The 17,086-nt window shown below is 46.6% G+C and carries 15 protein-coding genes; 11 read left to right on the forward strand and 4 right to left on the reverse strand.

Going from position 1 to position 17,086, the window contains the following annotated elements; translation table 11 throughout:
• The first annotated feature begins 145 nt into the window (after window positions 1-145).
• The 5 genes from BMX69_RS05970 (at window position 146) to BMX69_RS05990 (ending at window position 6,494) form a co-directional block, all read left to right on the forward strand.
• Entirely contained in the window at window positions 146-1,543 is a 1,398-nt protein-coding gene (locus BMX69_RS05970) for an ABC transporter substrate-binding protein (protein WP_054790560.1), read from the forward strand.
• A gap of 81 nt (window positions 1,544-1,624) precedes the next feature.
• Window positions 1,625-2,521: a carbohydrate ABC transporter permease gene (locus tag BMX69_RS05975; protein ID WP_100041838.1), complete on the forward strand. Its 897-nt coding sequence runs from the start codon at window positions 1,625-1,627 to the stop codon at window positions 2,519-2,521.
• Window positions 2,522-2,591: 70 nt separating this feature from the next.
• Window positions 2,592-3,443, forward strand: a complete 852-nt coding sequence (locus tag BMX69_RS05980; protein WP_100041839.1) for a carbohydrate ABC transporter permease — start codon at window positions 2,592-2,594, stop codon at window positions 3,441-3,443.
• 10 nt (window positions 3,444-3,453) lie between these two features.
• On the forward strand, window positions 3,454-4,737 hold the full coding sequence (locus BMX69_RS05985) for an FAD-dependent oxidoreductase (protein ID WP_100041840.1): 1,284 nt from the start codon (window positions 3,454-3,456) through the stop codon (window positions 4,735-4,737).
• Complete coding sequence (locus tag BMX69_RS05990) at window positions 4,734-6,494, forward strand: FAD-dependent oxidoreductase (protein ID WP_100041841.1); 1,761 nt, start codon at window positions 4,734-4,736, stop codon at window positions 6,492-6,494. Before BMX69_RS05985 ends, BMX69_RS05990 begins: the two co-directional genes overlap by 4 nt.
• A gap of 91 nt (window positions 6,495-6,585) precedes the next feature.
• Here the strand turns inward: BMX69_RS05990 and BMX69_RS05995 are convergent, their stop codons facing one another.
• From BMX69_RS05995 to BMX69_RS06005, 3 genes are read right to left on the reverse strand one after another with little or no spacing between them, the layout of a single operon-like run.
• On the reverse strand, window positions 6,586-7,599 hold the full coding sequence (locus BMX69_RS05995) for an ATP-binding cassette domain-containing protein (RefSeq protein WP_100041842.1): 1,014 nt from the start codon (window positions 7,597-7,599) through the stop codon (window positions 6,586-6,588).
• Window positions 7,596-8,297, reverse strand: a complete 702-nt coding sequence (locus BMX69_RS06000) for a GTP-binding protein (protein WP_054790563.1) — start codon at window positions 8,295-8,297, stop codon at window positions 7,596-7,598. The genes BMX69_RS05995 and BMX69_RS06000 overlap by 4 nt, the downstream gene beginning before the upstream one ends.
• Window positions 8,294-9,547, reverse strand: coding sequence for an ABC transporter substrate-binding protein (locus BMX69_RS06005; RefSeq protein WP_100041843.1), 1,254 nt, complete (start codon window positions 9,545-9,547; stop codon window positions 8,294-8,296). The genes BMX69_RS06000 and BMX69_RS06005 overlap by 4 nt, the downstream gene beginning before the upstream one ends.
• 263 nt (window positions 9,548-9,810) lie before the next feature.
• On the opposite strand from BMX69_RS06005, the gene nirJ2 reads away from it, so the two are divergent.
• The 4 genes from nirJ2 to BMX69_RS06025 are packed head-to-tail and all read left to right on the forward strand — an operon-like array spanning window position 9,811 to window position 13,517.
• The gene (gene nirJ2 / locus BMX69_RS06010; RefSeq protein WP_100043786.1) at window positions 9,811-10,824 is read left to right on the forward strand and encodes a putative heme d1 biosynthesis radical SAM protein NirJ2; all 1,014 of its coding nucleotides are present in this window, start codon (window positions 9,811-9,813) and stop codon (window positions 10,822-10,824) included.
• Window positions 10,825-10,859: 35 nt separating this feature from the next.
• On the forward strand, window positions 10,860-11,765 hold the full coding sequence (locus BMX69_RS06015) for an ABC transporter substrate-binding protein (protein ID WP_166433181.1): 906 nt from the start codon (window positions 10,860-10,862) through the stop codon (window positions 11,763-11,765).
• On the forward strand, window positions 11,752-12,744 hold the full coding sequence (locus BMX69_RS06020) for a FecCD family ABC transporter permease (protein WP_100041845.1): 993 nt from the start codon (window positions 11,752-11,754) through the stop codon (window positions 12,742-12,744). Before BMX69_RS06015 ends, BMX69_RS06020 begins: the two co-directional genes overlap by 14 nt.
• Window positions 12,741-13,517 carry an ABC transporter ATP-binding protein gene (locus BMX69_RS06025; protein ID WP_100041846.1) on the forward strand — a complete coding sequence of 259 codons (777 nt, stop codon included), beginning with the start codon at window positions 12,741-12,743 and terminating at the stop codon, window positions 13,515-13,517. Before BMX69_RS06020 ends, BMX69_RS06025 begins: the two co-directional genes overlap by 4 nt.
• Before the next feature lie 143 nt (window positions 13,518-13,660).
• Here the strand turns inward: BMX69_RS06025 and BMX69_RS06030 are convergent, their stop codons facing one another.
• On the reverse strand, window positions 13,661-14,518 hold the full coding sequence (locus BMX69_RS06030; protein WP_025232769.1) for an AraC family transcriptional regulator: 858 nt from the start codon (window positions 14,516-14,518) through the stop codon (window positions 13,661-13,663).
• 181 nt (window positions 14,519-14,699) lie between these two features.
• On the opposite strand from BMX69_RS06030, the gene BMX69_RS06035 reads away from it, so the two are divergent.
• Window positions 14,700-15,551 carry a class II fructose-bisphosphate aldolase gene (locus tag BMX69_RS06035; RefSeq protein ID WP_054790566.1) on the forward strand — a complete coding sequence of 284 codons (852 nt, stop codon included), beginning with the start codon at window positions 14,700-14,702 and terminating at the stop codon, window positions 15,549-15,551.
• Between the two features lie 19 nt (window positions 15,552-15,570).
• Window positions 15,571-17,079 carry a xylulokinase gene (gene xylB, locus BMX69_RS06040; protein WP_100041847.1) on the forward strand — a complete coding sequence of 503 codons (1,509 nt, stop codon included), beginning with the start codon at window positions 15,571-15,573 and terminating at the stop codon, window positions 17,077-17,079.
• Window positions 17,080-17,086 lie beyond the last annotated feature (7 nt).

The raw sequence follows: 17,086 nt of genomic DNA on the forward strand, positions 1-17,086 counted from the left end.
AGGATTTTAAAGTATTGGCAAAATAAAAAACCAGTGAAGCCGGAAATCGAAAGAATTGAAAGAAAGACAGCAGACAGAGGGATATCACTTGTCTGCTGTTTTTGCTATAGTATAAAAGAAATCAAAACTATTGGAGGAAGGTATAATGAGAAAGTGGAAAAAGATAGGGGCACTCGGCATGGCATCTCTAATGGCAATGTCAGTGATGGCCGGCTGCCAGAGCGGCCAGAAAACAGAACAGGTAACTGCGTCTGGGGAGACAGCTAAAACAGATGAATCAAAAACAGAAGCGCCAAAAGCAGGAAATGGAGAACCTGTAGTTTTGCGGATGTGGGGAGGCGTTCCTGCGGAAGCTGGTCCTCAGGCTGTTTGTGATAATTTTAACCAGCTCTACAAGGACAAAGGGATACAGGTAGAGTACGAACGGTTTGTAAATGATGATACGGGAAATTTAAAGCTGGAAACAAATCTTCTCTCAGGAGACGGTGTGGACCTTTATATGACATACAGCACCGATGTTCTGACAAAGCGTGCGGAAGGAAACATGGCACTGGATCTTTCAGAACTGATTGCCCGTGATGATTTCCAACTGACAAAATATTTCGGGACCCTGGCAGAGGCGTATTACATAAACGGAAAGCCTTATTCCATTCCTACAAAGCTGGATCAGTATGGAATTGTTTTAAATGAAGACATGTTTGAAGCAGCCGGGATTGAGATTCCTACGGAATGGACATTTGACGAATTCCGCGAGATCGCCAAAAAGCTTACTCATGGAGAAGGCCAGGATAAGGTTTACGGCATGTTTTGGAATTCCCAGCAGGATCTGACCTATCTTTTCACTTACCTGGTGGCCCAGACAACCGGCGGAGATCCTATGTATAAAAATGACAAGGAAACCAGCTTTGATGATCCTGTGGTACTTAAATCCGTTGAACTGATCAATAACATGATGAATGTGGATAAAACATCTCCTACTCATACGGATTCTGTGACCCAAAAGCTGTCTCAGGAAAGCATGTTCCTGACCGGAAAATCTGCCATGACGGTGGGACCGTGGATTGTAAGAAGCGTTAAGGATCAGGCCAGCTATCCCCATGACTTTAAGACGGCATTCGCTCCTTATCCTGTGGTGGAAAAAGGACAGAGAAATTATACCCAGGGAGGCTATGGCGATCATCTGTGCATCAATCCAAAGTCCCAGAACATTGAGGCAGCATGGGAATTTGCAAAATGGTACGCTAATGAAGGAATGCTTCCCGTAGTGGAAGGTGGCCGGGTGCCGGCTTCCAATACTTATAATGCCCTTGAGGTAACAGAGGCGTTTGTCATGGGAGCCGAGGATTATTTAGATGCAGAAACCACCCAGAAGATCCTTATCACACCGGCAGACAATTACGCGGTACCTTCCATCACCAACCATATTGCAGAGGTAAAGAAAATCGCGGTGGAAGAACTGGAAGGGATATTTATCGGAAAGCAGACAGCGGAGGAAGGCATGAATAAGGCCAAAGCCAGAGCTGATGAGCTTTTGCAGAAATAATCAGAGAAAAATTCCCGGGGCTGCTGGTTCCATTATGCAGCCCCGGGATAATAAAAAGAAGAAAGGAGGGAACCACTGAACATGAAGAAAATCAGGCTTAGCAGACAGCTAAAGGTGGATTTAACCGGCTATGCTTTCATTCTGCCCAATATTATCGGTGTATGCCTTTTCACCTTATTTCCCATGATCTTTTCTCTGATCATCAGCTTTACGAACTGGGATTATACCAAAGGGATCGGCAACTGGGATTTTATCGGACTTAAAAATTTTATTGACATGTGGCAGGATGGATGGTTTACCAGTTCCCTGATTAACACCATCATTTTTGCGGTTGGAGTGGTACCGGTGACCGTTTTTCTGGCACTGGTGTTAGCGGTCATCATTGATAAATACTGCGTTGCCAGACTTCCCATGAGGCTGGCGCTTTTTATGCCCTACATATCCAATATCGTAGCGGTTGCCATTGTTTGGGTGATGATGTATTCCCCCTGGGGGCCATTTACCCAGTTGGTGAAGTTATTTGGAGTGGAGAATCCTCCCCAGTGGCTTGGAGATACAACCTGGGCTTTGCCCGCGCTGATGCTTATGACCGTATGGTCAGGAGTGGGGTATGCCAATATGATCTATACATCGGCACTTCAGGGACTTCCTCAGGATGTTTATGAGGCGGCGGATATTGACGGAGCAGGAGAGGTTCAGAAATTCTTTAAACTCACGATCCCGTTTTTATCACCTACTACCTTTTTCCTGATCATTACTACGTTCATCACCTCGTTCCAGGTGTTTGCGCCTATTCAGATCATGACAAGAGGCGGCCCCGGAACGGCCACCAATGTGTTGGTTTACTATATTTACACTTCGGCCTTTACCTTCTACAAGATGGGATATGCTTCCGCTATGTCGTGGATATTGTTCTTGATCCTCTTTGGCATAACCATGTTCCAATGGGCGGGGCAGAAAAAATGGGTCAGTTATTAAGAAAACACCCTGCGGGTATACCTGTATGCCCAAAGGACATGGGCAATAAAGAAGAAAGGTGGCGCCTGGAATGAAGAAATATCAACGGATCATCCTTAGGGTCCTGTTTACCGTAGTCATAGGGGCTCTGGCTGTCTCCATGGTCACCCCGTTTTTATGGATGCTTTCGGCATCAATGAAGCTTCCTCTGGATGTCATGAAGCTTCCGATTGAATGGATACCAAAATATTTTTATCCTGATAATTACAAGAAAGTGTGGAATGTGGGAGGCCTGGCAGTCAGGGATTACCATTTCGGCCTGGCATACTGGAACTCCATAAAGATCGCCGTCATCAATCTGACGGGATCCGTGCTTACCAGCACTCTGGCAGGGTATGCCTTTGCTAAAATTAAGTTCAGAGGACGAAATATCCTCTTTCTGATCTATCTGGCCACCATGATGATCCCCAGTCAGGTGACCCTGATCCCCAAGTTTGTCATGTTTAATAAAATGGGGCTCACCGGAACCCATTTAACCCTGATTCTTCCGGGGCTGATTACCATTACAGGCACATTTCTCATGCGCCAGTATTTTATGCAGATTCCGGATGAACTGAGAGAGTCGGCAAGGGTAGATGGGGCCCACGAGTTTCTCATATGGTTAAAGATCATGGTGCCTATTGCGAAGCCTAATATGGCCTCTCTTGCAATGGTGGTGTTCCTGTGGAACTGGAACAGCTATCTGGAGCCATTGGTATTTTTAAGCGATTGGCGATTGTATACAATTCCTATTGCACTTACGAATTTTATTGAAGAAAGTGTGACGGAGTATAATCTGGTCATGGCAGCAGCGGCCTCTGCCCTGATTCCGGCTTTTCTCGTATTTTTACTGGGGCAGAAGTTTCTTGTTAAGGGCCTGGTGGCTGGTGCAGTGAAAGGATAAGGTTGAGAATATGAAATATATAATGGAAAATAAGAGAGAGATACCTGTAATACGTGAGGTGGATGTGCTGGTGCTGGGAGGAGGGCCGGCAGGAATCGGGGCAGCGGTTGCAGCGGCAAGAGAAGGCGCTGTGACCATGCTGGTGGAGCAGGCTGGAGATGTGGGAGGAATCGCCACGGCAGGACTTATGAGCCACTGGACGGGAAGCACGGAAGGGGGATTTTACGAGGAAATCCTGAGCCGTTCGGCAGAGTTTTCCGGGGAAGGACGGCAGATCATTAATCCTGAGCGTTTAAAGACAGTTTTTCTCCGCATGCTTATGGAGGCTGAGGTTAGTCTCAGGCTGTATACCTTTGCCAGTGATGTTATTATGGAGGGGAATGTGATCAAGGGAGTGATCCTGGAAAGCAAGTCTGGCAGGGAGGCTGTTCTCGCGAAGATCGTCATTGATGCTACAGGTGATGGCGACATAGCGGCAAAGGCCGGGGCTCCCTATTTTAAGGGCAGAGAAGGCGACGGACTCATGCAGCCGGCTACGATCATGTTTAAGGTGGCAGGCGTTGATGAGGAGAGAGGTGTTTTTCCCGGCGGCTTTGAAGAAAGCTTTGACCTTCCCGACGGGGATTTACAGGAGCTGGGAAAGAAGCATCTGCCAGAGCCTGCGGGACATGTGCTCCTTTACAAGACAACGCTTCCGGGAGTAGTCACCTGCAATATGACCAACTGTACCGGAGTGGACGGTACAAATGCCGAGGATCTGACGAAGGCAACCCTTGTATGCAGAGAGCAGATGGATCAAATCGTTGCTTTCCTTAGAAGATATGTACCGGGCTTTGAAAACTGTTATATCATCAGCTCCGCATCCCTGGTAGGAATCCGGGAAACCAGGCATTTTAAGGGAGTTGAGACCATTCGTCCGCAGGATATCCTGGAGGCCAGGGTATTTGACAACTGGGTGGTGGCAAAGGCCTGCTTTAATTTTGACGTACATAATTTAACCGGCAATGGCCTGGACGAAACCGGCAGTCAAAAGCATTTTCCTCAGACAAAAGGATATACCATCCCTTACGGCTGTTTCGTACCATTGGAAATCGACAATCTGTATCTGGCGGGAAGAAATATTTCAGGAACCCACATGGCCCATTCCAATTACCGGGTCATGCCGATCTGCGCCAATATGGGGCAGGCGGTGGGGATTGCAGCAGCCATGTGCGCCGCTTCTGAAACAGTGCCCAGAGACTTAGAAGTGAAAAAGATTCAGAGCCGCCTTATGGAATTGGGGGTGAATCCGTGAACACATATCATTATGACTTTGTCGTAGTTGGAGGCGGTATGTCCGGCATCTGCGCGGCCATTGCTGCCGCCAGAAGAGGTGTGAATACGGCCTTGATCCACGACAGGCCTGTTTTAGGCGGCAATGCCAGCTCCGAAATCCGGATGCATATCTGCGGGGCAGACCATCACATGGCGGTTCCAAATGCCCGTGAAACAGGAATAATAGAAGAAATACTTCTGGAAAACAAGCGGAGAAATCCAGAGATGGTGTATCCGATTTTTGATTCCGTTCTATGGGAAAAGGTTCATTATCAGGAAAACCTGACCCTTTATTTAAATACTCATATGACGGAGGTCTTGTGCGATGGTGACAGGATCGAAGCGGTATGTGCCCTGCAGATGACAACGGAGAAAACGTTCCGCATTTTCGGTACTCTGTTTTTAGATGCCACGGGTGACGGCGTTCTGGGAGCTAAGGCGGGAGCAGAGTACCGGATCGGAAGGGAAAGCAGTTCCCAATATGGAGAGTCCCTGGCTCCGGAAAAAGAAGATCCCTATACCATGGGAAACTCCCTTATGTTCAAGGCTCGTGACATGGGTCATGAGGTGCCTTTTATAAAGCCTTTCTGGGCCAATACCTATACCGAGGAGCAGCTTAGGCTGCGGGATCACAGTGATGTCACCTCCGGGTATTGGTGGATCGAGCTGGGAGGCGGAGAACGGGATGTGATTTCCCAAGGGGAAGAGCTTCGTGACGATCTGTTAAAGGCTGTATTTGGTGTATGGGATCATATTAAAAACGGCGGAGAACACGGTGCGGAGCGTATGGAACTGGAATGGGTGGGCTTTCTTCCTGGAAAAAGGGAAAGCCGCCGGCTCATAGGAGATTATGTGCTGACGGAAAAGGATTGTCTTCAGAGCACCCGGTTTGAGGATGCCATAGCCTTTGGGGGATGGCCCATGGATATTCATACAGTTGAAGGCTTTCTAAATGAGAACGATGATCCTACGGTCTGGAACCAGGTTAACGGCATATACTCCATACCCTACCGGTGCCTGTATTCAAAGAACATCAGCAACCTGTTTTTAGGAGGCAGGGCAATCAGCTGTTCTCATGTGGCATTTTCCTCCACAAGGGTTATGGGAACTTGTGCGGTCGTTGGTCAGGCGGTAGGTACGGCCGCTTCCATGGCAGTAAAAAGGAATCTGGGGCCTCGGGAAATCCTTGATTATGTGGGGGAACTGCAGCAGGAGCTTTTAAAGGATGACTGCTATATTCCCTTTGCTGCCAACCAGGATCCTGATGATTTCGCCAGGCAGGCAGTGGTGACAGCGACCCACCATATTCCGGGATGTGAGCCGGAAAAGGCGGTAAACGGAGTGGCAAGAACGGTGGATGAAGAGTCAAACTGCTGGCGTGCCACCATAGAAGACCGCCCTTCCCTGCTTCTATCCCTGCCAGGGAAGACGCCTATCCGGGAAATACGTCTGGTACTGGATTCCAATTTAAGCAGGGAGATTACTCCTTCCATAAATCAGGACGTGCTATCCAGACAGAAGTCCGGGCCGCCGTCGGAGCTTTTAAAAGAATATGAAGTGGATATCCTTCTGGAAGGGAAAGTTGTGGAGCATATGGCCGCCCAGTCCCATGGACAGAGGCTACAGCAGCTTTTCATTGACGGAACGGTAGGAGACGCCATCCGGATCAGTCCCATTTCTACATATGGAAGCAGGGAAGCGGGGATCTTTGAAGTGAGGATTTATTCCTGTAAATAAGTGTTACGATCGGTTAAGTAAAAATCCTGTTTGCCGGCGGAAGTCTTAACACTTCCGCTGTCAAACAGGATTCTTTTTTCTCTAAATAGTATTATACTCCCATGTCCAGGGTTTTCGAAAACAAGGTACTTCCCTTACGCAGCTCCTGACGTGCAGTCTGTATCAGGGAATCCATCTTTTCAAGCTCCTCTAACAAGAGTTTTTCTTCCCCGCTGGTATCCAGGACTTTGCTGATACCGCCGTTTTTAATGATGATCCGCTTGTCTGCCATAAGTGCAAGAAGAGGATCGTGAGTTGCCATTAACACGATCTTATCGGAGGAGATTAATAGCTCAAGAGCCTTTTTACGGTCAATTCCGGCATTTTCGATTTCATCGATAAGAACAATGGGAGAAGAGCTTAAAATAGCAGTATCTGCGATCATCAAGGCTCTGGACTGTCCTCCGCTTAAACTGGTGACAGGAGTGGTTAAGTCAAATTTTTCACCTGCCAGATGATTGGCGGCCAGGATGATCTGTTCAATAACAGTCTGGGGGTTCTCCACCAGCCGGCTTACGGCATGCATCCTTAAAAATTCTTCTACCGTAAGGTCCATAACAAAATTCATATTCTGGGATAACTGTGCCACCAGCCGGTTGTTGGAGGAGAAACGCCATTTATTATCCGGTTTCTTTCCATTAATCAAAATGCTGCGGCCTGTAGGCGTATCCTTTTGGGCCGCCCATTCGATATCTGCCAAAAGGCGGCTTTTGCCGGACCCTGTAGGCCCTACGATGGATATAATCTGAGAGGTTTCCACCGTTAGTTCTGTAAAGCCTTCCGGATTGCCGGATTTGTCATTTCCCGCAAGGATTGTCATGGAAAGGACCCGGTTGCTTTTTTCAAGCCCCAGAAACGCACTCATCTGTTCTAAGTAAACAGGAAGATTGGACAGGAGTTTTTCCTTGTCAATGGCCTGGTCCTCTAATTCCTCTTCTGTAAAATGCTCTAAATATTCCCGGAAGGTCTTATCTCCATACCCTGCAATATCCAGCCTGTTTTGTTCAAAGTATGCGCTTACAAAGGGATATTCTTTAAGAAGCTGGTCTAAGCTTAATTCTATCATGTCTTATCTGCCCCCAAATTGATTTTTTTAACGTTTCCCATCTGAAATGCTTCTCCGATCCTTGTTTCTCCAAGACAATAGGAGCAGAGAGCAGAAGGCATAGGGAAGCGAAGCTGCATGCCCTGGACAGATTCAATGTTCTGGTTTTCATCATAGAGAAGGCTTCCAAGCTCGTAGGCTCCCTGCCCGGTTAAGCCGTTTACATGCATGGTGACGGCACGGGGATTTACGGAGCTTACACAGGAGGCGAAAACCTCACGTTCCGCCTGGGACACAATATCCCCCTTTGTAATCACCACAAAATCAGCGGATTTTAACATGGGGCCGATCTTTTTCGGAGTATTGATGCCGGAAAGATTGTCAATGACGCATACTCCCTTGATTTCCTTTAAATAGGGGGAACAGCGGTTGCAAAGACCGGCGGATTCTGTGATGAGCAAATCCAGATTTTCCTCTTTGCCCCAATTTACCACCTCTTCAATATTGGAAGCAAAGAAATGATCAGGGCATAAGGCACCGGAAAGTCCCTTTTTAACCGGTATACCGGCTTTTTCATAGGCAGCATCGTCATCCGTATAAAGACAGTCAAATTTGACAACACCTACCTTTATATTTCTGCTCTGATAAGAGGCGATGGTTTTTAATATCACAGACGTCTTCCCGGAGGAAGGTGGGCCTGATACAATAATCAGATTCATAAAGCCTCCTTTTCCGCTGCCTGATAAAACAGCTGTTCAGTAGTATTGATAAGCGCTCCGATATCATGGCTGTGAATATAATCCCAGCCAAGCCACATGAATTTCTGATCTGGTCTTAAGTGGTTGTCCACCAGCGGATTGGTAGAAGGAAATTTCCCGTTAGAGGAAAGGATTTCACCTATTTCTTTGGAATACAGGAAGTCCACAAATGGTTTGACCTTCTCCTTGTTCTTTGTACTTGCCAAAAGGAAAATCGGGCTGATGATCGCGCCATCCTTTGGCCATACGGGCCGGAGGGGGCTTTTCTCATCTGCCATACTGGCAAAAAAGTAAGGGGAAATCGTAACGGCAGGAACCTTGTTTCCATCCTTTGATATATGGGATTTTACCATCTGGGCCGGATGCATGCTGCGCAAAAGAGCCTTTCCCATTTTTTCAATGCCTTCATCTCCATAATACCGGTGGATATGCAGCAAAAATGCGTTGAACATGTCCAAGTCCTTCATTGGCATGCTGACGCTGTTTTCAAATTCAGGTTTCATTAAATCCGCCCAGCTTTCAGGAAACGGACGGTCTCCTAAAACAGCGGTATTCACCATAATAACCGCAGGAACAATGCCGATGATGGCATATTGGTTTTTTGGATCCTTTAAAGAAATGGCGTCATTGTCAAAATCAGGATTTATTTGCTTCATATCAGAAATATCTTCAAAGGTACCGGAATCCCGGTAACGTCCCATCAGGTTTTTATCAAAAAACAAGTCAAAGCCAGCCGAAAGATAGAGATCGGATAAGGCATCAGCGTTGCCGTCTGCGGCGATGATCCGTTCCTTTACATCATCAAGTCCAAGGTTGGCAGATTTTAAATTGTAGTCCACCTTATAGTCCATGGAATCCTTTTGGGAAGCCATCCAGGCTTCAAACTTTTCCAAAAGAGGAAGGCGGATGGGGCAGGGGAGTACCCCTTCAATGCGGATATCACCGCCTTCTTCTTTTCTCGTAGGGGTAAGTCCGGAAGTGAGGTCCGGAAGGTTTTGCTTAATGGTCTCTTCCAGTTTTTCTATGAAAAGCTCCTGATTTAGCTTTCTCATGGATAAGGCCATTTCCAGAGTGACCGTCTTACCAAGGGTGTTGCGCATGATTGGATTGTTTAATTGCTCAAAACCATTTGCAACAAACAGTCCGATTGTTTCGGGGAATTTTTCGGTTATATCGTAAATGGTGTCAGTAATATTTATATAATGTGCCATTTTTCTTCCTTTCTGTATGCGATAAAATTCTGGGTTATTCGATATGTTTATCATAACATATGATTTCCCATTTTGTTGTTGTAATTACAACACATGAGGAACCGTTATTGATACTATTTATTAAAAACTATATTATAACACCTGTTTCCCATGAATGGTTAAAAGAATTTAATCGGTAAAAATCAAAAAATTATGGAATGAAAAAGAGCTGATGGAATTATGATGAATTAAATGGTTTATAGAATAGTACAAGGAGAAAGCATATGATCGTTTCGTGGATGACAACAAACCAGTGTAATCTTAAGTGCAAACATTGTTACCAGGATGCCGGCAGTAAAAAGGCAGATGAATTAACAACGGAAGAAGCCAAAAGGCTGATCGATGAAATCGCCAGGGCTGGTTTTCGCATTATGATATTCAGCGGAGGGGAACCGTTAATGCGCCCGGATATCTATACCCTGGTATCCTATGCTGCCGGTGCGGGCCTTCGGCCTGTTTTTGGCACCAACGGTATGCTGATTACGGAGGAAGCGGCTAAGAATTTAAAGAAATGCAAAGCTGCAGTCATGGGGATCAGCCTTGACAGCCTGGATGAACAAAAACATAACAGATTCAGGGGAGATGAAAATGCATACCGGCTGACTTTAGAGGGAATCGAAAATTGTAAAAAAGCCGGCCTGCCCTTTCAGATACATACTACGGTCATGGACTGGAATCAGGAGGAAGTGGAAGATATTATTGACTTCAGCGTGAAATCAGGCGCTGTAGCCAATTACCTGTTTTTTCTGATTCCGGTTGGCAGAGGGAAATATTTAGAAGAAACCTCGCTGAAAGTCATAGAGTACGAAAGGCTTCTGCAGATTATCATGAAGAAGCAGAAGGAAGTTCCCATTGATATCAAACCCACCTGTGCCCCTCAATTTACAAGAGTGGCAAAGGAGATGGAGGTTGATACCCGTTTTACCAGAGGCTGCCTGGCCGGACTTTCCTACTGCGTGGTAAGCCCTGTTGGAAAGGTCCGCCCCTGTGCCTATATGGTTGAGGAAGCAGGAGATGTCCGCAAAGAACCGTTTGATGAAATATGGAAAAACAGCAGCCTGTTTAAAACCCTGCGCACCCGGAATTACAAGGGGACATGCCGTGACTGTATTTACGAAGAAGAGTGCGGAGGCTGCCGTGCGAGGGCAGGATATTATCATGACGGCGATTATATGGCAGAAGACAGCTATTGCGCTTACGGAAAACAATTATGCAAAGAAGGTGCCTTAATAAATTGAAGAAAAAATCCATGGCGTATGCAGTGATGCTTTTTATGATAGTAAATATGCTTGCCGGGTGCGGCAAAAAGACAGGGGAACCGGCTGCCGACATGCCGGAGGGATACTGCTTTACCGATGCCCTTGGGCAGGAGGTGACGGTCAGGAAAACGGAGCGTGTGGTGGCGTTAATGGGGAGCTTTGCAGAAGTCTGGCTGTCAGCCGGAGGCAGTCTGGCCGGTGTTACGGATGATGCATTTGATGAAAGAGGACTGGAGCTTTCGGAGGAAACTGTATCCGTGGGGAAATATAACAATCCCAATGTAGAAAAAATCATAGCCTTAAACCCGGATCTGGTTCTATTGTCATCAGAAACCAAGGAGCATGCAGCGCTTAAAGAGGTTTTAAAACAAGTAGGTATTACGGCTGCCTATTTTAAAGTCACATATTTTGATGACTACCTGTCCATGCTTAAGACCTGTACGGAAATAACCGGAAGAGAAGAGCTGTATGAAAAAAATGGGCTGGCTGTAAAAACAGAGATTGAAGAAATCCTCGACAGGGCAAAAGCTGAGGAGCCTCCCACTGTTTTACTTCTCATTACATATTCCGGCGGAGCGGTGGCGCAAAATTCCAAGACCATGACAGGAAACATGTTAAATGATCTGGGTTGTAAAAACATAGCTGACGAGAATCAGAGCCTGTTAAAGGAGTTTAACATGGAGAGCATCGTAAAAGAAGATCCGGATTATATTTTTGTGATCCCCATGGGAAATGACGATACCCTTGCCATGAAGAATTTAAAGGAAAGCATTGAAAAGAATCCGGCATGGAATGGCCTTTCCGCCGTTAAAAATAACCGTTATATTCTTTTGCCAAAGGGAAAATTCCTTTATAAACCCAATGAAAAATGGGCGGAAAGCTATCAATACCTTACGGAGATTCTATATGGGAAGAAATAATAAGGCGAGGCTGCTTATCCTCTTATCATCTGCGGGGCTTGCAGTTTCGGTTTTGCTGGGATTATGCCTGGGAACCAGTAACATCCGGCCAACTGTTCTCGTAGCTACCCTGTTTGCAGGAGAGCCTGATGATTTTTTATATCGGATTCTTCTTACAGTCCGCCTGCCAAGGGTCACAGCAGCCTTGCTTGCAGGAAGCGCGCTTGCAGTATCCGGTGCGATCATTCAGTCCGTGTTAAACAATCCTCTGGCAAGTCCTAATATCATAGGAGTGAATGCAGGAGCCGGACTTTTTGTTTTGCTGGCATCTGCATTTCTTCCGGCAGACCCGCTCCTCCTGCCTTTGTCGGCGTTTTCCGGTGCCCTCCTTGCCTGTATGCTGGTTCTTGCCATTACCATGACCGGAAGATTGTCAAGGGTTCTGTTGGTTTTGACAGGCTTTGCGGTAAACAGTATTTTCAGCGCAGGAATGAATACGATTATGATTTTATATCCCGATGCCTACGTAGGGGCAGGAAATTTTCTGGTGGGAGGACTTTCCTCTGTTACTTCAAATGTACTTGTCTATCCTTCGGTTTTTATAGCTGCAGGCTTTATTCTGGCACTGCTTTGCTCCAAGGGTTTAAACATTTTAAATCTTGGGGCAGACAGTGCAAAAACCCTGGGAATGAATGTAAATGCCTGCCGATGTGCCTATTTGGCCATTGCAGCCATACTTGCAGGCGCGGCGGTCAGCTTTGCCGGGATGATCGGTTTTGTGGGCCTTCTGGTTCCTCATGGGGTGAAATTAATGATCGGTCAGGACAACCGGTATGTCATACCCGCAAGCGCTCTGACAGGTGGTGTCTTCGTAATTTTGTGTGATCTGCTTGCCAGAACCTTATTCCTGCCCTATGAGCTGCCGGTGGGTATTTTGATGTCCTTGATGGGAGGACCGTTTTTTCTTTATCTGATTCTAAAAAACAGGCGGAAGGAATGATGGAAATTATGATCAGGCTTGAGGATGTGACTTATTCTTATAACAGGCAGCCGCTGATCCATGGGCTGGATTTAACGTTTGAAAAAGGAAAGATAACCACCATCGTCGGGCCCAATGGATGTGGAAAAAGTACGGTGATAAAGCTTTCTTCCCGTCTGTTGCATCCGGATCAGGGAAAGGTATTTTTAGAGAATAAAGAGATCGGCGTTATGAAACGAAAGGAGTTTGCCAGGAGTGTATCTGTGCTGCTTCAAAGCAGCCACATACCGGATATGGCAGTGGAAGATGCGGTAATGTCAGGAAGATATCCACATCAGTCTCCAATCAGTTTCTCTTCTGCCGAGGATAAACGGCTGACGGAATATGCCATGGAAATGACATACTGCCAGTCTCTGAGAAATAAAAATATGTGCCAGCTTTCCGGAGGAGAGCGCCAGCGTGTCTTTCTTGCCATGGTACTGGCTCAGGATACGCCGGTTATTATTCTGGATGAACCCACAACATATCTTGATATTAATGTCTCCTATGAAATTATGGAGCTTATAAACAGTTTAAACAGGAAGCTTGGAAAAACCATTGTGCTGGTTTTGCATGATCTTAATCTGGCTCTTAATTACTCAGACCGTCTGGCTGTGATGGAAAATGGAAAGGTGGTCGCCTATGAGGAAGCATCGGACCACAGAGTTCATCGCTGCATCAGTGATATCTTTAAGGTGGATATCCGGCGGCTGATGGAAAAGGAAAAGTCTTATTATTATTCCTTTAAAATATAAAATTTAGCTGGTGATTCTGTCTTAGCGAAAGTAAAATAAAAAAGCGGTTCTGCTATGTTAATTATGATGTGGCCTCCAATAAGTTAGATTTTTGGTCCAACTGATTGGGGGCAGTTCATTAAAGACATAGAGAACCGCTATTATTATTGACAATTTTTCCGATAAATGCTAGCTGAAATTCCGTAATACTGCTTAAATGCATAAGAGAAATGCTGAACAGATGAATAATTGAGCCGGTCGGCAATCTCTGAAATGTTTAAGCCGGCGTCGTTCAGATAAATTTTTGCCATGGACATCTTTGCCTCAGTTTTTTTCTGAAGAAATGTCTTTCCATAGTATTCTTTTAAAAATCGTTCTGTCTGCCGGATGCTTAAGCCAAGGCGTGCGGCCAGGCTTTCTAAAGTAAGGGTCTCATATTCATAAAGAAAACTTTCCTCAACAATGATATATTTGCTGTCCACCAGATTGGACGGAGAAAAATGTACCTTCGATTGCCGCCTGTTTTCATAGTTGCGGACAATTTTCACCACACACTGCTGAAGCAGGGTTTCTACCTGAATCATGTAACCGGTATACCGGTGCTCCAGTTCAAAGAAAATCTGCTGCATCAGCGGATATAGCTCCTGGGTATCCTGACCGAACCAGAAATGGGTATGCTGGAATTTATATGCCACGGTTTCCGTTCCCAGATTTCCGGAACCGGAATTCCGAAGCTTAAAATAGATGCAATACTCTGTCATTGGATCATTTTTAATGGGGATCTGTTCATGCTCCACATGGGGACCGGTCATGTAAAGGGTATTAGGGGTAATGTCATAAACCTGGTCATCAATATAGACAGTTCCGTGACCATAGGGAATGTAATGGATCTCGTAGCTGTTGTTCCCGTGGCTGTGCCTGGGCATGGAACGGAGAAATCGCTCGAACACAATGTTCAGGACAAGGAATGTTGTATCATTGATTGTAATCTTAATATTCAGATCAGTATATACCGTTCTCATTGCATACCTCCTGTTTCCCAGTGCTATCACCAGTTTACCAAGAGAGGAGGCCTAAGTCAAGATGTTCGAAAACACGACATTATCGGTCTTGGGTTGTCTCATAAGGCACTAATCATTTGGGGAAATATCTTTATAATTAAAGTCAGAACAAAAAACCATCACGATTTTAGGAGGAAGTACTATGGCATTAGTTACGTCGAAACAGATGCTGCTGGATGCACAGAAGGGTGGATACGCAGTAGGGGCATTTAATGTGGAAAATATGGAGATGGTAAAGGCAGTCATTGCCGCAGCCAAGGAGCTGCAGGCTCCGGTGATGCTTCAGACCACACCGTCTACTGTAAAGTATGGAACCTTAAAAACATATCAGGCCCTGGTAGCTGCGGAGGCAGAAAAGGCCGGTATTCCGGTATGCCTCCATCTGGATCATGGAAGCAGCTTTGAGCTTGCAGTGCGGGCCATCCAAGCAGGTTATACATCGGTCATGATCGATGGCTCCCATGAGGACTTTGAACAGAATATCGCCCTTACGAAAAAGGTGACAGAAGTTGCAAAAGCATGCGGTGTTACGGTGGAAGCAGAGCTGGGTAAGGTAGGCGGAAAGGAAGATGATCTGGAAGCCGAGGGAGATACGAATACCGACCCGGCAGAGGCCAGGGAGTTCGTTGAACGCACGGGGGTGGATTCATTGGCAATAGCCATTGGAACGGCCCATGGATTCTATGCAGATACGCCTGTCCTTGACAAAGAGAGAGTTTCGGAGGTTAAGTCGCTGGTTTCAATCCCACTGGTACTTCATGGTGCGTCTGGCTTAAGAGACGAGGATATCCGGGAGTGTGTGCAGAGAGGCATGTGTAAGGTGAATTTTGCAACAGAACTGCGAGTTGCCTACACAGATGCAGGAAAGAAGCTGATTGCAGAAAATCCGGATATGTTTGATCCCAAAAAACTGGGAGGCGTTGGAATGGAAGCCGTAAAGGAACTTGTAAAAAACCGCATCCTGGTTTGCGGATGCGACCATAAGGCAAAATAGAAACAGGACGGAGAATGATATGGGACCATATTTATTGGGAATCGATATCGGTACGAGCGCCTGCAAGGTGGCTCTTTTTGACCAGGGAGGAAACGTCATTTCCTCTGCCAGCGAAGAATATGAGGTTTCTTATCCAAAGCCAGGCTGGGCGGAGCAGAACCCGGAGGACTGGTGGACAGGGATTTGCCGTGGGATAAAAGGGGTATTGGAACAATCCAAAATCCCGGCAGGGCAAATTGCCGGAATCGGAATCGACGGGCAGAGCTGGGCGGCAGTAGCGGTCGACCGGGAAGGAAATGTTCTGGCTGATACGCCAATCTGGATGGATACCAGAGCAGACGATATCTGCAAGGAATTAAATGACAGGGTGGGAGAAAAAAGGATCTTTGAAATTTCCGGCAATTCTCTTCAGCCATCCTATACCACACCTAAAATCATCTGGTATCAGAGAAATCTTCCTCAGGTGTATGAGCGTACATATAAAATTCTCCAGTCTAACAGCTACATCGCATGTAAGCTGACTGGAAAGATGACACAGGATGTCTCTCAGGGATACGGACTGCATTGCTTTGATATGCATACAGGCACCTGGAATCGGGAAATGTGTGAAGCGTTTGGCATCCCGGAAGGGCTCCTGCCTGAGATCTATTCCTGCCATGAAGTGATCGGAACAGTGACGGACCATGCAGCGGCACAATCCGGTCTCGCTGCCGGGACTCCTGTCGTGGCCGGGGGTCTTGATGCAGCCTGCGGAACCCTGGGCGCCGGTGTGATCCACTCAGGAGAAACTCAGGAACAGGGCGGGCAGGCAGGCGGAATGAGCATTTGTATGGATCAATATAAGGCAGATATGCGGCTGATTCTTGGTTACCATGTGATTCCCGGCATGTGGCTGCTTCAGGGAGGTACAACAGGCGGTGGCGGAGTGATGCGCTGGCTGGAGCGGGAATTGGCTGATTATGAAAGAGAAGAAGGCAGGCGCTGCGGCAGAAGCTCATTGGAATTGCTTAATGATCTGGCGCAGGAAACTGCTCCGGGAAGCGATGGATTGATTTTTCTGCCCTATATGGCAGGTGAGCGTTCCCCTATCTGGAACCCAAAGGCAAAGGGTGTTTATTATGGCCTGGATTTCAGCAAGACAAAAGGTCATTTAATCCGTGCAGCCATGGAAGGCGTTGCCATGTCCTTAAAGCATAATCTGGAGGTTGCCGAGCATGCAGGTGCTAAAGTGAGCGTACTAAGGGCAATGGGAGGTTCTGCAAATTCCCTTTTATGGACGCAAATCAAGTCGGATGTGACGGGAAAGCCCATTGCAGTTCCATCATCCGATACCGCCACTACCCTTGGTGCTGCCATCCTGGCTGGAGTAGGCGTAGGAATCTATGGGAGTTTTGAAGATGCGGTAAAGATAACCGTTAAAAATAAGCGCTACCATGTGCCAAATCAGGACAATCGGGAGGTATATGACCGGAATTACCGGAATTATCTGGAGATATACGACTCATTACAAACAATTATGGAAAAGTAGGAGGCTG

The sequence above is a fragment of the Lacrimispora sphenoides JCM 1415 genome, assembly GCF_900105615.1.
GTDB classification, from domain to species: Bacteria; Bacillota; Clostridia; order Lachnospirales; family Lachnospiraceae; genus Lacrimispora; species Lacrimispora sphenoides.

What these genes read in the sequence shown, in the direction of transcription:
- BMX69_RS06025 (WP_100041846.1), top strand. Translation starts at nt 12,741, where the DNA reads ATGATGGAAATTATGATCAGGCTTGAGGATGTGACTTATTCTTATAAC.
- BMX69_RS05985 (WP_100041840.1), top strand. Translation starts at nt 3,454, where the DNA reads ATGAAATATATAATGGAAAATAAGAGAGAGATACCTGTAATACGTGAG.
- BMX69_RS05980 (WP_100041839.1), top strand. Translation starts at nt 2,592, where the DNA reads ATGAAGAAATATCAACGGATCATCCTTAGGGTCCTGTTTACCGTAGTC.
- BMX69_RS05975 (WP_100041838.1), top strand. Translation starts at nt 1,625, where the DNA reads ATGAAGAAAATCAGGCTTAGCAGACAGCTAAAGGTGGATTTAACCGGC.
- BMX69_RS06030 (WP_025232769.1), bottom strand. Translation starts at nt 14,518, where the DNA reads ATGAGAACGGTATATACTGATCTGAATATTAAGATTACAATCAATGAT.
- BMX69_RS05995 (WP_100041842.1), bottom strand. Translation starts at nt 7,599, where the DNA reads ATGATAGAATTAAGCTTAGACCAGCTTCTTAAAGAATATCCCTTTGTA.
- BMX69_RS05970 (WP_054790560.1), top strand. Translation starts at nt 146, where the DNA reads ATGAGAAAGTGGAAAAAGATAGGGGCACTCGGCATGGCATCTCTAATG.
- BMX69_RS06015 (WP_166433181.1), top strand. Translation starts at nt 10,860, where the DNA reads ATGATAGTAAATATGCTTGCCGGGTGCGGCAAAAAGACAGGGGAACCG.
- BMX69_RS06000 (WP_054790563.1), bottom strand. Translation starts at nt 8,297, where the DNA reads ATGAATCTGATTATTGTATCAGGCCCACCTTCCTCCGGGAAGACGTCT.
- xylB (WP_100041847.1), top strand. Translation starts at nt 15,571, where the DNA reads ATGGGACCATATTTATTGGGAATCGATATCGGTACGAGCGCCTGCAAG.
- BMX69_RS06005 (WP_100041843.1), bottom strand. Translation starts at nt 9,547, where the DNA reads ATGGCACATTATATAAATATTACTGACACCATTTACGATATAACCGAA.
- nirJ2 (WP_100043786.1), top strand. Translation starts at nt 9,811, where the DNA reads ATGATCGTTTCGTGGATGACAACAAACCAGTGTAATCTTAAGTGCAAA.
- BMX69_RS06020 (WP_100041845.1), top strand. Translation starts at nt 11,752, where the DNA reads ATGGGAAGAAATAATAAGGCGAGGCTGCTTATCCTCTTATCATCTGCG.
- BMX69_RS06035 (WP_054790566.1), top strand. Translation starts at nt 14,700, where the DNA reads ATGGCATTAGTTACGTCGAAACAGATGCTGCTGGATGCACAGAAGGGT.